Source organism: Parasphingorhabdus sp. (assembly GCF_039977335.1).
In the GTDB taxonomy this organism is placed as follows: Bacteria; Pseudomonadota; Alphaproteobacteria; order Sphingomonadales; family Sphingomonadaceae; genus Parasphingorhabdus.
Window position 1 is genome coordinate 64429 of record NZ_JBDWDI010000003.1, and the last position, 15168, is coordinate 79596.

The following is a 15168-nucleotide window of genomic DNA, read 5'->3' on the forward strand; positions in this document are numbered from 1 at the left end:
TTATGACCATGTTCATAGGGAATTATAGCAAGTGTCGCGAGATCACACCGCCCCGACAATTTGAGGTTCTTACTGGTAGATCACATCTCAAGTGCTTGGAGAACGGCGACGTCCGCACATTCAAAGAACGGTCAATCTTCACGATAGATGACGCTACCGGGTCATTTTCAGCGCAAACCGAATATGGGGACTTTGCCTATCGCTGGACGGCAATCGGCAATAGAACATTATCGCAATTTCTTTGTGGTCTGGATAAGCACTATTTCATGAACAAGGCGGCAAAGCAGCCGTGGCGAGAAGTTGATCTAAGTGACACGCTCGTTGAATTTAAGCGAGAAGTCATAGAAGCCCGCAAGTGTCGATCAATCGACAAAGATCATGCCCGCGAAATGTGGGATGAGATAGAGGGATTTGACGATCAGGAATTTCGGAACAGTGATGGCGTTTATCGGTGGTTTTACGATTTAAGCGAACTACCAAAAGTCATCGAACCATACGATCTGCCTATAAGCTATCGCGACACAGCACTTTCTAACCACTTTTGGGATGTGATCTGGACAACCTTTGTCGCTCATTTGCACCAGATTGAAGAAACAGAGCGCTCAAAAATTGAGTTTGCGGCATGACCGACCGCAAAGAAAAGCATGTTCGCTTCAAAGTGGAACACACCAACGAAGGTCCAGCAATCACTTACCAGAAGCCACCTGTCAAAAAGGACGGTGCGACAACCGGTTCACTGCGCTTCCCTGTTCTGATCGCAAGCGAACATCTGAACGAACCGGAAACCGCCCTTCAGGACATAGCGGACACGCTGAACGACCATTGGAAGGTCGCCGATTGACATGGCCCAAAGCCCGCAACGCCCCGATCCTCAGATCGTCGATTTTGTAAAAGCGCTTGCAAGGGCGAACGCAGCGCGTGATATTGCGCGGCTGAAGAAAGAGGGAAAACAATGCGAGGTCAAGAAATCGTCAAGGAAAAGGGCCACTATTGGCTAAAGGACGAAAACGGCGATCTTGACGTATCGTTTTGGGATGGAAACGACTGGTCGTTTATCGGCTCACTTTACATTTTAGAACCCGACGATGAAATGCTGTCCAAATATTCCGTCATTTCATTCATTGAAAAACCCAATCCATGACCCTTCGCACCGTAATCTATGCCCGCTTTTCCAGCACGCTTCAAAACAGCAGGTCAATTGAAGATCAGATTGCGATTTGCCGGGAACGCTGTGACCGCGAAGGCTGGGAAGTCGTAGAGGTTTTTACCGATTACGCGATCAGCGGCGCCGCCGGTATAGATGAAAACGCCCGTCCGGGCCTGAATAGCCTGTTGCAGCGCGTTGAAGCGGGCGGTGTCGACCAAGTGCTAGCCGAAGCGACAGATCGCATTGCACGGCATCAGGGAGACGCTTTTTCGATCCGCGAACAACTGGAGTTTCATAATACCCGTCTGTTCACATTGTCGGACGGCGAGGTAAACGACATCACCGGCATGTTCTTGGGCTGGAAAGACGCCAAATTTCGAAAGGATTTAGGCGCCAAGATCAAACGCGGCCAACGCGGAACGGTGAAGCAGGGTCGTAGTCCAGCCGGTCTAGCATATGGCTATCGCAAAGCGAACAAGCTGGACGAAAATGGCGAACTGATCCGGGGCTTGCGGGAAATTGACCAAGACAAGGCTGATATCGTTCGCCGGATATTCAGGGAATATGCATCGGGAGTTAGCGCACGCGCCATTTGCAACGGCCTGAACAAGGATGGGGTGCCGGGGCCGCGTGGTGGCGTCTGGCGACAGTCAACCATAAACGGCGACCGCAAGCGCAAAAATGGCATGCTTCAGAACCAGTTATATATCGGAAAGCTGGTACATCAAAGAACCAGCAAACGGACCGATCCGCGCACCCGGCGCACATTGATCCAGCCAAATGCCGAAGACACTTGGATCACAAATGACGTTCCAGAACTTCGCATAATCGATGATGATCTATGGAAAAGGGTTCAGGAGCGCCGCGCAAGCTATAAAGGGCAAAAGGCCGAACTATGTCGGCGCCCCAAACGACTTTTGTCCGGATTGGCAAACTGCGGCGTATGCGGTGGCGGATGGATTGTAATTTCAGGAAAGCGCTGGGGCTGCGGAATATCACGGGAAGGTGGAAAAGAAGCCTGTTCTAACAATCGGACTATAACGAACGATTTGTTTGAAGCGCGGGTTCTGTCCGGACTGAAGGAGCATATGCTTGATCCTGAATTGGTTGAAATCTACGTGCGGGAATATCATCTGGATTATGCACGGCGCACAAAGGAAATCGCGCGCGAAAGTGCCAAACTGAAGCGCCAACATGAAAAGGCAGCATTGAAGGTTGAACGTCTGGTCGAAGCCATTGCGGACGGCGCGGAAGACTTTGTCGAAATCAAAGATGTTCTATCAAAGGCACGCGGCGAACGCGACGCTTTGGCAATGGAACTGAAGAATATGGAAAGCCTGCCGGTCGTTGCTCTACATCCAACGGTCGTTGCCGATTATCGCGAAGAAGTCGCCAAACTGAATGCGGCACTAACGAACAGTGATGAGGCGCGCCTTGAAGCCATTCCCAAGCTGCGCAGCTTGGTTGATCAAATTACTATCTGGCCGTCTGACAAGAAAAAAGGCGTTAAAATTGAAGTCACCGGCCGCCTGAATTCGATACTCGCTTTAGCCAATGGCGATGCAAATGTAGAAGAATGTACTTTAACAGTGGAGCGGGTGAAGGGAATCGAACCCTCGTCGTAAGCTTGGAAGGCTTCTGCTCTACCATTGAGCTACACCCGCCTATTTCCAAGCGCCGCTATTGCCATCGTGATGGCGGCGCGTCAATCAGGAAACGGTGCTAGATGCTTTTGTTTTCATGCCTTGCTCGGCAAACCATTCTGCTACTGCAGTTTTCTCGGCCTCATTCATATGCAATCCCAGTTTGGACCGACGCCACAGCACATCTTCTGCCGTGGTCGCAAATTCATGGGCCATCAGCCAGCGTAGCTCAATTTCATACAGGCCAGCGCCAAAATGACGGCCCAAGGCGGCCTGATCAGTAGCCTCGCCCAACATCTCGGTCACATCGGTACCATAAGCGCGCACCAGCCTGACCATTGCTTCACTATCGATAAACGCCCAGCGCTTGCCATATTGCGCGACCAGAGCATCGAAACCATCAGCGGGGAAATCTCCACCGGGCAAAGCCGCATCTTTCGTCCAGTCATCCGTCTCGACATGTAGAGCAGACTTTAGGGTCTTCATCGCCTGCCGAGCGAGCACCCGGTAAGTGGTAATCTTGCCGCCAAAGACCGACAGCACTGGCGCGCCGCCGTCATCATTATAGTCGAACACATAATCACGGGTCACGGTTGAGGCAGATTGGCTGTGATCATCAAATAATGGCCGCACCCCGGAATAGGTCCACTGAACATCGTCACGGGTGACAGGTTCGACAAAATATTCGCTCGCTGCCGCGCAAAGATAGTCGATTTCGCCATCGCTAATCTTCGCTGGGCCTTCATCATAGCTCCACGGTTGATCGGTTGTCCCGATCAAGGTGTGGTCGCCTTCATAGGGAATAGCGAAGATGATCCGACCATCCTTATTCTGGAAAATATAGCTGTGATCGCCTTCAAATTTGCGAGCGACAACAATATGGCTACCTTTGACCAGGCGCAATTTGGCGGCGTTGCTGCTTTGATCATAGAGCGCTGTCACAGGATCAACCCAAGGCCCTGCAGCATTGATCAGCACTTTTGCTTGTTCAGTCGCTTCGCCATCGTGCCCGTTCAGCCGCAGCGTCCAATCGTTTGGACTCCGCTCAATTCCAACACATTCCGTCTGGATGCGAATATCGGCGCCACGCTCCTTGGAATCGCGCGCGGTTAGAGACACAAGTCGGGCATCCTCAACCCAGCAATCGGAATAGGCAAAACCCTTTTTCAATCGCTTTTGCAGAGGTTTCCCGCGAAAATCTTTCAGCAGGTTGAGGCTCTTCGTCCCCGGTAATAGCGACCGCGATCCAAGATGATCATAGAGAAACAGGCCAAGTCGTAAGAACCAAGCTGGACGCATGCCTTCATCTACCGGCAGCACAAACCGCATCGGCCAAATGATATGCGGCGCGTTGCGCAGCAGAACTTCGCGTTCCTGCAGTGCCTTGCGCACCAGACTAAATTCATAATGCTCCAGATAGCGCAGACCGCCATGAACCAGCTTCGTACTAGCGGACGACGTATGCGCCGCGAGATCGTCGCGCTCGACCAAAAGGACCTTCAGCCCCCTGCCCGCCGCATCCCGTGCGATACCGACCCCGTTTATACCGCCACCAATAATTGCCAGATCATACATAGGCAGCCTCATAGAGCTTCTGACCAGATGTTCAATGTTGCAGTGCAATATATTTTAAACTGAATAAAATAGGCGATATAACCGTCCGGCTTTTGCTTGCGTTTTGAAGGCGATAAATTAGCGTATCCATCAAATGACAGGAGCGGGTTTCGATGGCGGCACAACAAATTTTGGTGATTGACGAGGGCACGACATCAACGCGTGCAATGTTGTTCGGTGCTGACGGCAAGCTTCACGGATCCCAGCAGGAAGAATTACAGCAATATTACCCTTCTCCGGGACTGGTCGAGCATGATGCGGCTGAAATCTGGGATAAAACGCTACGCTGTTGCAAGAAAATGATCGAACAAGCTGGCGGTGCAGAAAAAATTGCAGCCATCGGCATAACCAATCAGCGCGAAACGATAGTCGCCTGGGACAAGCGCACCGGCGAACCACTGAGCAAAGCGATTGTCTGGCAGGATCGGCGGACAGCCCCGATTTGTGACGAATTAAAAGCCAAAGGGCTGGAACCTATGGTTCAGACCAAAACTGGCTTGTTGCTTGATCCCTATTTCTCCGGCAGCAAAATTGGCTGGATGCTGAAAAACTGGCCAGAAGTCTCTGCTGCCGGCGATAATCTGGCATTTGGGACAATTGATTCCTATCTCATCTTTCGCCTTACCGACGGCCAGCATATTACCGATGCAAGCAACGCCAGTCGTACCATGTTGATGGCATTGGATGCGATGGACTGGGACGATGAATTGCTGGAACTTTTTGATATCCCCAGAAAAGCTTTGCCGAAAATTGTCGATTGTGCTGGTGATTTGGGCAAGACATCAGCCGCATTATTCGGTGCACCGATAGCAATATCCGGGTCTGCGGGAGATCAACAGGCTGCTACCATCGGTCAGGCTTGTTTGGAAGTCGGTCAAACCAAGGCCACCTTTGGCACCGGTGCTTTCATTCTGACCAACAGCGGAGACACTCCGCCGCGATCAGAACATCGCCTGCTCTCCACAGTGCTTTATCAATTGGACGGCAAGCGTACCTATGCATTGGAAGGTTCTGTCTTTGTCGCTGGCAGCCTGATGCAATGGTTGCGCGATGATATCGGTTTACTGAAATTTGCTGGCGAGAGTGAAGACTTGGCGCGATCGGTTGATGATACTGGCGGTGTTTATCTTGTCCCTGCCCTGTCCGGTCTGGGCGCGCCGTATTGGCAAGCCGATGCCAAAGCAGCAATTTCTGGCCTCAGTTTCTCTACGACAAAAGCGCATATTATAAGGGCTGCATTGGAAGCCATGTCCTATCAATGCCATGACCTAAAAACCGCGTTTTTGGCTGACGGGACCGATTGGCAAAGCCTGCGCATTGATGGCGGTATGGTTGCCAACGACTGGCTCGTGCAAGATTTAGCCGATATATTGGATATTCCAGTTGAACGGCCAGAGTTTTTCGAAACGACGGCATTGGGTGCAGCGATGCTGGCTTCAGTGGGGTGCGGCATCCACGCGTCACTCCGTGAGGCATCTGTCATGATATCCGGGCTGGACGAAAACCGTGCGGCTATCGAAGCATCGCTGCGCGAAACGCGTCTGGCGGGCTGGAAGAAAGCGGTTCAAGGAGTCCTTGCTGACTGATTTCAGCGAGCTACTTTTAACGAGATCAAGTTATTGAGTGATATCCGATACCGTCGTCTAAACTGTTATATTTACTGTATTGTAAACCTGGTTTTGCCAACTTTTCTCCAATTTGGTCATATCTTGTCCCCCAATAATAGACTTCCCCAGAAATCTTACTATAACTGGCCACTTTAGGATTCTCAGGGGTGGGAAATTTGCGGTGATTGAGTTTAGAGTTGGCTTAGGCCGATTTGGACAAATTGCATTAATAGTGGCCTTAGTGTCAGCTGTCTGGGCTGCCCTATGGTATCTCGCATCCAGCATTGATGGTCCAGATAATGGCAAACTTAATGCCCCCTCCACGGAGCCTGTTTCATCAGAAATCACAGGCGAGCCGACGCATTAATAGGTCCGGCGTGGCCAAATAGAGATGCGGGGTGATGTCTCGCCTGCGATACAACAGTCGCTAAACAAAAAAAGACCCACCATTTGGCGGGTCCTTTCTAATCGATTTGAGAGAAGCCTAGGCTTCCTTTTTCTTCTTCTCAGCTTTCACATCCGCCCAGATTGTCTTGTAAGACAAGAAGGCCAGGATGGTTGCGATCAACAGGAAGGCCAGTACCGCCCAACCCGTCTGCTTCTGCTTGACCAGCGAAGGCTCTGCTGTCCAGATTAGGAATGCAGAAACATCCTGCGCCATTTGCGAAACGGTGGACTTTGTTCCGTCTGAATAAGTAACTTGATCATCACCCGTAATCGGCGGTGCCATGGCAATATTCAGGTTTGCGAAATAGGCGTTATAGTGCAATCCTGTGCCCGGACGATTGGCTTCTGGAAGCTCCGCTGGCGGATCACTATATCCAGTGAGCAGCGAATAGATATAAGGCGCACCACCTTGGCGTGCTTTGGTAATCAAAGACAGATCTGGAGGAATTGCATTGTTATTTGCCGCGCCCGCCGCAACGTCATTGGCAAAAGGTTTAGGAAACTTATCCGCTGGAATCGATGGGCGCGTTGATGCTTCACCGGTTGCAGGATCAATTGATGGTGTTTCAATCGGCCAGTTCGCCGCGATTGCCTTCACTTCATCTTCGGTATAGCCAAGCTCCGCGAGGTTACGGAACGCCACCAAGCGGATACCATGACAAGCGGCACAAACTTCTTTGTACACTTGAAAACCACGCTGAAGCTGTTGGTTGTCAAATTTACCAAAAGGTCCATCACTCGCGAACGAAAGGTCTTTAGGCTTCTCATGAAATTGATATTCCACGGCTTTCACGGGCGGATTGGAAATATATTCCACCGCGCCGCGTCCAAATGAATAGACCAGCATTCCAGCAAAGAACAAACCGATCAATATTCCGAAAAATCTTACCATTACTCAGATCCCTGTTTCTTAGCTGGCTTGTTCAAGTGGTTTGCCGGTCACCGCTTCGGTGATCGAATTTGGTAGTGGTTCCGGTTTTTCGATCCGGGAAAGCAACGGCAATATGATCAGGAAGTGCGCGAAATAATACGCACTCGCTAGCTGGCTCAGCATCACATATGGTTCTTCCGCTGGTGCGCCGCCGCAAATGCCGAGAACGACAATGCAAGGGATCAAACCAAACCAGAAGAATTTCTTAAACCGTGGACGATAGTCGCCTGACCGTACTGGCGAGCGATCCAGCCATGGTAGGAAGAACCAGACCAAGATGGCCGAGAACATCGCTAGCACGCCTAGCAATTTCGCTGGAACGAACAGGAAGTCAAATGTGAAAGCGCGCAAAATCGCGTACCATGGCCAGAAATACCATTCCGGAACAATATGCGCTGGTGTCGACAGTGGGTTAGCCGGGATGTAGTTATCCGCATGACCCAGAGCGTTCGGCATGAAGAACATCATCGCGGTGAAGAAAATCAATGCGAGTCCGATGAACCAGCCATCTTTCGCAGTATAAAAAGGATGGAAAGGCACAGTGTCCTGCTTACCTTTTACATTGACCCCGGTTGGATTGCTCGATCCTGGAATGTGCAGCGCCCAGATATGCATGATGATCACACCGGCAATCACAAATGGAAGCAAATAGTGGAGTGAGAAGAACCGGTTCAAGGCTGCGTTATCCGGTGCAAAACCGCCCAATAACAGTTCCTGAATCGGCTTACCTACTAAAGGTATCGCCTCAAACAGACCGGTAATCACCTTGGCACCCCAGAAACTCATCTGACCCCATGGTAAAACGTAGCCCATGAACGCAGTGGCCATGGCGAGCAGATAAATAACCACGCCAAGTAGCCAGATCATCTCACGCGGTGCTTTGTAGGAGCCATAGTAGAGACCCCGGCCAATATGCAGATAGATAGCAATGAAGAAGAAGCTTGCGCCGTTAGCGTGAGCGTAGCGGATCATCCAGCCGCTGTTGACGTCGCGCATGATGTGCTCGACCGAATCAAATGCGATATCTGCATTGGCTGCATAGTGCATCGCCAAAATGATACCGGTCACAATCTGTACGACTAGAAAAACACCTGCCAGCGAACCGAAGTTCCACATGTAGTTCAGGTTACGCGGCGTCGGATAACCAGCACCAAGACTATTATAAATCATCCGGCCGACTGGCAGACGATCGTCCATCCACTGACCGAATTCGGTGGTTGGTTTATATTGTTGTGCCCAAGGAAAACTCATTTTTCTTGCCCCTAGCCGATTTTCACGACGGTATCTGTTAGGAAACTATATTCCGGAACTTCCAAATTGGTTGGCGCCGGTCCTTTGCGAGTCCGGCCCGCTGTATCGTAATGAGAACCATGACATGGGCAGAAATAGCCGCCAAACTCGCCTTTGACTTCACCTTGCGCGGCACCGAGCGGTACACATCCCAAATGCGTGCAAACACCCAGTGTTATGAGCCAGTTCTCTTTTCCATCTTGCGTACGATCCGCCAATGATTCCGGGTCACGTAATCCAGAAAGATCAACATCATTGGCCGCTTCAATTTCTGGAGCGGTCAAATTACGGATAAATATCGGTTGTTTGCGCCAGCTGGTCTTAATCGCCTGCCCTGATTCAATGGCTGAAATGTCTACTTCAATAGATGACAGCGCCAAAACATCTGCACTGGGGTTCATCTGGTTCACTAGAGGAAAGACGGTTGCGACAACGCCGACGCCACCAAAGCTCACCGCTGCTATGTTAATGAAGTCACGACGCCGAACGCCGCCAATTTCAGGTTCAGAGACAGCCGAATCACTGGGTTCAACCGCGGTATCAACACTAGCCATGCAAACATGCCCTTAAGTTTGTTATTATCCCTGTCTGCCAGATCACAGCTGATCCCTCAATAAGTTTCAACCGGCAGCAATTTGGGCGCCTGATAGCCGCGAAGACTATGGTTTGCCAACAGTCAATTTTTGATTGACCGCACATTATAAACAACCCCATGCTAGACTCGTCATGAGAGTAGCCCTTTATCAACCCGACATCGCCGGAAATTTAGGAACGATTTTAAGGACATGCGCATGTTTAGACGTGCCTGTTGATATCATCGAACCTTGCGGTTTCCCATTTAGCGATCGCAGCTTAAAGCGCGCAGGAATGGACTATTTTGACCATGTCGATTTCACCCGGCATGTGGATTGGGATGCGTTTCTCGCTTTTGTCGATTCACAATCGGCTAGGCTCGTCCTGCTTACCAGCAAGGCTGAAACGGCCCATCACAAATTCACATTTCATCCTGACGACATATTGTTATTTGGGTCCGAAAGCGCAGGTGTTCCTATTGATGTGAATCAACGTGCGGATGAACGAATCACTATTAAGATGAAAAACGGCATGCGTTCATTGAACCTTGCCGTTTCTGCAGGCATGGCGCTCAGTGAAGCGCTCAAACAGACGGGACAATTTTCCACATGACGGCACAGCCCCCCATCCCAGAAAATGACAAGTCACTGGATGACCAGCAGTTACAAGCGCAGACATGGTTCGCAAAGCTGCGAAACGATATCTGCTCTGAATTTGAGGCGATTGAGGCCGAAGCCGGCAGTGAAGCATGTTTCGACTTTCTGCCTTGGGATCGCAAAAATCCAGACGGAAGCCCGGGAGGCGGCGGTGTTCGCGGTGTTATCAAGGGTAAGGTTTTTGAAAAGGCCGGCGTCAACATCTCAACTGTCGATGGCACATTTAGCGAAGAGTTTGCCAAATCCATTCACGGTGCAGCAGACAATCCGCATTTCTTTGCAACGGGAATCAGTCTCGTCGCCCATATGGCAAACCCTCATGTGCCTGCGGTTCATATGAACACGCGATTCCTCTCCACTACCAAACGCTGGTTTGGTGGCGGCGCAGACCTCAACCCGCCTATTCCCTATGAAGAAGATACGTCCGATTTTCACGCGCGGATGAAAAAAGCCTGTCAGGCGCATAATCCCGATTATCACGCGAAATACAAAAAATGGGCCGATGACTATTTCTATATCCCTCACAGGCAAGTTCATCGCGGTGTCGGTGGGATATTTTATGACCATCTGGAACTCGAATCAGATGGTGATTTTGACAAGCATTTCGCTTTCACGCAGGATGTCGGTCGCGCGTTTCTGGATATTTTCCCGAAACTGGTACGGCGGCGGATGGGCCTGCCATGGACCGACGATGAAAAAGAACAACAGCTGATCTGGCGCGGACGCTATGCAGAGTTTAATCTTGTTTATGATCGGGGCACGACCTTTGGACTAAAAACTGGCGGCAATGTCGATGCGATTTTGATGAGCCTGCCGCCGGAGGCTAAGTGGAGTTGAGATTCCCGTGACCACAATTGAAATCCCAAACGATAACCTGGCTGTTATCGTCACCTATTTTGAAATGAGGCGGAAACCGTCGCCAGCGAACAATGAATCCGACCTTACATTTTCAACATGGGATCGCCCGGATTTAACCGAATATCGAAAGCTGTTTCGCAAAATCGGAGATGAGTGGTTGTGGTTTGGCCGACTGCTAATGTCAGACCAAGAATTGCAAGCGATTCTCCATGATGACAAAACCGAAATTGTCAGCGTTCAGCGCGGTGAAGATTTAGTGGGATTTGCGGAGCTGGATTTTAGCGATGCCAGACAATGCGAAGTAGTTTATTTCGGACTGGTACCGGAAATGAATGGCAAAGGTTATGGCCTTGCACTGATGAACGAAACCCTGAAGCACGCCTGGAAAGACGATGTAGAACGCGTCTGGCTGCACACTTGCACTAACGATTCTCAACGAGCATCTGGCTTCTACAAACGTGTGGGTTTTGCCGCCTACAAACGTGAAGTTGATATGCATCCGGACCCGCGCCTAACCGGCCATCTACCTTTGGATGCGGGACCGCACGTACCGATTATCAGCTAAAAACCTCTCCTACATCAGCTCCCTTGCCGGTCAGCTGATAGTAAATTGATCCAATGACTACCGTGAACAGGATTTGCAGAGCGGTGCCACCAAGGGCGGACACAAGATTTTCGATCAAGGGCCAACCTGCCCCCGCTGTAGCAAGACCAGTAATGACACCGATAAGCATCTGAATGACGCCAACCGTGATCGCTCCGATAATCGCGATCATGAGAATCAGTAAAAGGATAGAAAAGCCATTATCTTTTGTTTGATCCCAGCTTTTTTTCACTGCTTCCAGAGGGTTTTTCTCGCAATGGTCTGCGATTATGATCGGCACCAATATCAAGCGACAAGCTACATATAGTCCTGGGATGACAAGCAGCAAAAAGCCAGCGAATGTCGCCAATCCTGTGAGAATATTGGCAAGCAAGAATATCAGAAACAGCCGCAATGCTTTGCTCAAATCGTCTGCCACAGTGCCGCTATGTGAAGGCGCGATAGTGAAAAAAATCACGAACCCGCCAAAACTGATCAGCAGATTTGACAAGATGATTGACACTGCATTCTCACCAAAAAATGCCGAATAAGCGGCAGTAATAGCGTTTAAATCTTCTGTGCCGTCTAGCGCAGGCTGCCCAACAAACTGAGCCATTAATAGTGTCGGCAAAAAAACAAAAACACCGGCTATTGCTAGAATAGCTTCTTTGTGATCGCGTAATAATGCCATCGCACCGTTCCAGCATTGCATATAATTGAGCTTCATCCGATTAACCCTTAGGTTTGAATTTCATTACGCGCACCCTTGCCACCAGTGCGCCAATTGTGCACGGAAATTTTATGACCGACTTGTCCGACATTGAATGGCGTATCAGCAACGAACAAATTTCCTATCCCGATGCCTTATCGGTAATGGAACATCGCAACGCGGCCATCCATCTTGGGGAGCAATCAGAACTTATCTGGTTACTCGAACATCCTCCTCTCTATACCGCTGGAACGAGTGCCGATCCTGCCGAACTGCTGAGTCAGGACTTCCCAGTTTATAAAACGGGCCGCGGTGGACGGCACACATATCATGGGCCCGGCCAGAGGGTCGGCTATGTCATGCTTAATCTGAAAAAGCGGCAGGCCGACGTCCGTAACTACGTCCATGCTCTGGAGGATTGGGTGATTGAGGCGCTGGCCCAATTTGATGTTAGTGCCCGGGCTGTCGAAGGCCGCGTTGGTATATGGTGCGATACGCCGCAGGGACAGGAAGCAAAAATCGGCGCCATCGGTATTCGCATTCGGAAATGGGTAACGATGCACGGCTTTTCAGTGAATATTGATCCTGATCTTAGCCATTTTGCTGGCATTGTCCCTTGCGGTATCAGCGAATATCCAGTGACCAGTCTAAAACAACTGGGCATTGACGCAACACTGGATGATTTTAACGTTGCGCTGAAGAAAACTGCACCGGGCTTCTTGGCCGCAATTGATAAACAAGCATAAAACGATATGCTGATGACAAAACAAGATTAGGAAGAATTATGACAAAGTTGATCAAAACCTCAGCAATGGCGATTGCCATGATTTCATTGGCAGCTTGTTCTGGCGATCCAGAGGCACCGGAAGCGGAAACTGTCACCGAAACCCGGATGGATGAAGTCGATGTGATTGATGGTACGATCAGCGATGACATGGTCGACGTGGATGCAGAGGAAACCGGCGATCAGCTAGCTGAAGGCGAAAGCGCTGACGAAAAGAGCGACGAAGACTCTGAAGAATAGGTTCTAAGCCAAGCCCAAAATTTTGTGAGTTTGTAAGGATAGCCGCCATTTGGGGTTGGCCTGCACAAAATCGATTGCTTTGGCCAGATTGGCATCATTAGCGGCCTTATCCAGTCGGGCATCCATCGGTTGCAGCAAATGGTTGGCAAAATCCCAATCCTGCATGGCTTCCCAGTCACTGTTCGGTTGTGGCCATACCAATTTCAGTTCGTCACCTGAGCGCTGCACCGTTTCACTACCCGCTTTCGGGCTGATGCATATCCAATCAATGGAGCGCGGCACAGGCATCGTCCCATTGGATTCGATGGCAATTTCAAAACCAGCTCCGTGAAGCGCGTCAACTAGCACGTCATCCACCTGCAGCATCGGTTCACCGCCGGTGAGCACAACAAAGCGGGCGTCTTCGCCTTCTCCCCATTGCGCAGTAACTGCTTCAGCGAAAGCCGAAGCATCTTTAAAACGTCCGCCGCCCTCCCCGTCCATTCCGACAAAATCTGTATCGCAAAATTGGCACACAGCGGTATCGCGATCTTTCTCCAGACCAGACCATAAGTTACACCCGGTAAATCGCGCGAATACGGCTCGGCGCCCGGCCTGTACCCCTTCGCCCTGCAAAGTCAGGAACATTTCTTTGACGGCATAGCTCATGGGACAAGCGCATAGCGCGTTGGGTCCGCTATTCCCGCTTCTTCAAAGCCCTTTTGACGCAGCCGGCAGCTGTCGCAAAAACCGCAATGCAAATTACCTTCCGCCGGGTCATAGCAAGACCAGCTTAATGCAGGATCGATATCGAGCCGTCGCGCTTCCTTGGCGATATCGGCTTTGGTCATGTACTGCAGCGGCGTTTGTATGGCGAACCCACTGCCCTGATCGCCCGCTTTGGTTGCAAGATCGGCGAGCCTCTCAAAACCTTCGATAAATTCAGGGCGGCAATCTGGATAGCCGGAATAGTCCAGTGCATTCACGCCGATGAAAATATCACGTGCATCGCGCGCTTCTGCCAATCCAAGAGTTAACGATAGAAAAATTAGGTTGCGGGCAGGCACATAGGTCACCGGAATATCATTGCTCACCCCAGATTTGGGCACATCAATATCATCGGTCAATGCAGATCCGCCAAACCGGCTGAGGTCTAGTGGCAGCACTATGTGCTCGCTTACGTCCAGTTTCGCGGCGATCTGCACGGCAGACTGTAATTCGATTTTATGCCTTTGGTTATAATCGATCGTCAGGGCGACAATCTGATAGCCCTGCTCCCGCGCGATTGCGGCAGATACCATGGAATCTAATCCGCCCGACAGCAGGACGATGGCCTTTTTTTGATCTTGAGACATGCCCGCCCCGCTAATCCTCTTCGCCGCGACAATCAAGTTTCGTCGCAAGCTTTATGGGAAGAATAAAAAATGGGGCCGCTACTTCATAGAAGAGCGGCCCAGTTAGGCTCTAGTTCAAGCCAAAAGGGAGGAAGTCATGCCGAAGCATGATTTTCTTGTATTAGCTCAAATATGGTAAATATTTCGTTAACGAGGCCGGCGTATCAAAAATGCTAACCTACAATGCTCTAATATCAGCAAGCACCGGTGCGTCGGCCTTCGACGCTGAAAGAAAACGGCGCGTTACTTTCAATACCCTGTGACTGAATCTGCACCAAACCACTGGATTCGCGCTTGATCGTCGTCACACCATGATCGGAACTGCCACATTTGTAACTGACGCGGACACTATTGGGCGTGTCTTGAATAACATAGCGCGAACAGGTGGTTCCGCTATGCTGAATTTGTAGTAATATCCTGGGGTCACCCAGGCAGACTTTTTTACCTGGTCCCGCAGAACCGCGAGCCTTCAGTGTCCACTCACCCTTTTGCAGACCATCCAGAAGCGCCAATTCAGGCGCCTGGGCCGGTGCTGAGACAGAAAATGCCAGCAATCCGGCAGCTGACGCGCTGATAGTCTTTATCAGTGTGATGCCCTTCATTCCCTGGTCCCTTTTGTTGCCAATGATAAACGGTAAATCCGCTACATTGTTTAGTTAGTAAAAGATTATGGCCAATATCGCGCCCAATTGCGGCGATTAATTGTATGTTTC

At 50.5% G+C, this 15168-nt stretch carries 18 protein-coding genes and 1 tRNA gene; 10 read left to right on the top strand and 9 right to left on the bottom strand.

All coding sequences use genetic code 11. The features are described from left to right. Positions 1-2 precede the first annotated feature (2 nt). The 4 genes from ABJM21_RS06095 (at position 3) to ABJM21_RS06110 (ending at position 2772) form a co-directional block, all read left to right on the top strand. Positions 3-626, top strand: coding sequence for a hypothetical protein (locus ABJM21_RS06095; protein ID WP_348302305.1), 624 nt, complete (start codon positions 3-5; stop codon positions 624-626). After that, a complete protein-coding gene (locus ABJM21_RS06100; protein WP_348302304.1) occupies positions 623-841 on the top strand; it encodes a hypothetical protein in 219 nt (72 codons plus the stop codon). The genes ABJM21_RS06095 and ABJM21_RS06100 overlap by 4 nt, the downstream gene beginning before the upstream one ends. A gap of 111 nt (positions 842-952) precedes the next feature. Further along, complete coding sequence (locus tag ABJM21_RS06105) at positions 953-1141, top strand: hypothetical protein (protein ID WP_348302303.1); 189 nt, start codon at positions 953-955, stop codon at positions 1139-1141. Beyond that, a complete protein-coding gene (locus ABJM21_RS06110) occupies positions 1138-2772 on the top strand; it encodes a recombinase family protein (RefSeq protein ID WP_348302302.1) in 1635 nt (544 codons plus the stop codon). The genes ABJM21_RS06105 and ABJM21_RS06110 overlap by 4 nt, the downstream gene beginning before the upstream one ends. Here the strand turns inward: ABJM21_RS06110 and ABJM21_RS06115 are convergent. Together ABJM21_RS06115 and glpD are read right to left on the bottom strand one after the other, a co-directional pair. Next, a tRNA-Gly gene (locus ABJM21_RS06115) sits at positions 2738-2811 on the bottom strand. The two genes, ABJM21_RS06110 and ABJM21_RS06115, sit on opposite strands and share 35 nt — an antisense overlap. Positions 2812-2856: 45 nt before the next feature. Then, entirely contained in the window at positions 2857-4365 is a 1509-nt protein-coding gene (glpD, locus tag ABJM21_RS06120) for a glycerol-3-phosphate dehydrogenase (RefSeq protein WP_348302301.1), read from the bottom strand. Positions 4366-4517: 152 nt separating this feature from the next. Here glpD and glpK point away from each other — a divergent pair, with 152 nt between their 5' ends. Then, positions 4518-5990: a glycerol kinase GlpK gene (glpK, locus tag ABJM21_RS06125; protein WP_348302300.1), complete on the top strand. Its 1473-nt coding sequence runs from the start codon at positions 4518-4520 to the stop codon at positions 5988-5990. A 505-nt stretch (positions 5991-6495) separates the two neighbouring features. Here glpK and ABJM21_RS06130 read toward each other — a convergent pair. Genes ABJM21_RS06130 through petA form a run of 3 tightly spaced genes read right to left on the bottom strand, consistent with a single transcriptional unit; the run spans position 6496 to position 9233 of the window. Then, complete coding sequence (locus ABJM21_RS06130; RefSeq protein ID WP_348302299.1) at positions 6496-7350, bottom strand: cytochrome c1; 855 nt, start codon at positions 7348-7350, stop codon at positions 6496-6498. Positions 7351-7368: 18 nt separating this feature from the next. After that, a complete protein-coding gene (locus ABJM21_RS06135; RefSeq protein ID WP_348302298.1) occupies positions 7369-8640 on the bottom strand; it encodes a cytochrome b/b6 in 1272 nt (423 codons plus the stop codon). Between the two features lie 11 nt (positions 8641-8651). Continuing rightward, positions 8652-9233, bottom strand: a complete 582-nt coding sequence (petA, locus tag ABJM21_RS06140; protein ID WP_348302297.1) for a ubiquinol-cytochrome c reductase iron-sulfur subunit — start codon at positions 9231-9233, stop codon at positions 8652-8654. A 172-nt stretch (positions 9234-9405) separates the two neighbouring features. Here petA and ABJM21_RS06145 point away from each other — a divergent pair, with 172 nt between their 5' ends. The 3 genes from ABJM21_RS06145 to ABJM21_RS06155 are packed head-to-tail and all read left to right on the top strand — an operon-like array spanning position 9406 to position 11331. Continuing rightward, positions 9406-9864, top strand: coding sequence for a tRNA (cytidine(34)-2'-O)-methyltransferase (locus ABJM21_RS06145; protein WP_348302386.1), 459 nt, complete (start codon positions 9406-9408; stop codon positions 9862-9864). After that, complete coding sequence (hemF, locus tag ABJM21_RS06150; RefSeq protein ID WP_348302296.1) at positions 9861-10745, top strand: oxygen-dependent coproporphyrinogen oxidase; 885 nt, start codon at positions 9861-9863, stop codon at positions 10743-10745. Before ABJM21_RS06145 ends, hemF begins: the two co-directional genes overlap by 4 nt. Positions 10746-10752: 7 nt before the next feature. Further along, the gene (locus ABJM21_RS06155; protein WP_348302295.1) at positions 10753-11331 is read left to right on the top strand and encodes a GNAT family N-acetyltransferase; all 579 of its coding nucleotides are present in this window, start codon (positions 10753-10755) and stop codon (positions 11329-11331) included. Here the strand turns inward: ABJM21_RS06155 and ABJM21_RS06160 are convergent. After that, the gene (locus tag ABJM21_RS06160) at positions 11324-12076 is read right to left on the bottom strand and encodes a hypothetical protein (RefSeq protein WP_348302294.1); all 753 of its coding nucleotides are present in this window, start codon (positions 12074-12076) and stop codon (positions 11324-11326) included. The genes ABJM21_RS06155 and ABJM21_RS06160 overlap by 8 nt on opposite strands. A 74-nt stretch (positions 12077-12150) precedes the next feature. Here ABJM21_RS06160 and lipB point away from each other — a divergent pair, with 74 nt between their 5' ends. Both lipB and ABJM21_RS06170 read left to right on the top strand, forming a co-directional pair. Continuing rightward, a complete protein-coding gene (lipB, locus tag ABJM21_RS06165) occupies positions 12151-12804 on the top strand; it encodes a lipoyl(octanoyl) transferase LipB (protein WP_348302293.1) in 654 nt (217 codons plus the stop codon). Positions 12805-12842: 38 nt separating this feature from the next. Beyond that, positions 12843-13082 carry a hypothetical protein gene (locus tag ABJM21_RS06170; RefSeq protein ID WP_348302292.1) on the top strand — a complete coding sequence of 80 codons (240 nt, stop codon included), beginning with the start codon at positions 12843-12845 and terminating at the stop codon, positions 13080-13082. A gap of 3 nt (positions 13083-13085) precedes the next feature. On the opposite strand, the gene queE is transcribed toward ABJM21_RS06170, so the two are convergent. The 3 genes from queE to ABJM21_RS06185 all read right to left on the bottom strand — a co-directional run bounded on the left by queE (position 13086) and on the right by ABJM21_RS06185 (position 15057). After that, complete coding sequence (queE, locus tag ABJM21_RS06175) at positions 13086-13730, bottom strand: 7-carboxy-7-deazaguanine synthase (protein ID WP_348302291.1); 645 nt, start codon at positions 13728-13730, stop codon at positions 13086-13088. After that, on the bottom strand, positions 13727-14416 hold the full coding sequence (gene queC, locus ABJM21_RS06180; protein WP_348302290.1) for a 7-cyano-7-deazaguanine synthase QueC: 690 nt from the start codon (positions 14414-14416) through the stop codon (positions 13727-13729). Before queC ends, queE begins: the two co-directional genes overlap by 4 nt. A gap of 233 nt (positions 14417-14649) precedes the next feature. After that, a complete protein-coding gene (locus ABJM21_RS06185) occupies positions 14650-15057 on the bottom strand; it encodes a hypothetical protein (protein WP_348302289.1) in 408 nt (135 codons plus the stop codon). Between the last annotated feature and the right edge of the window lie 111 nt (positions 15058-15168).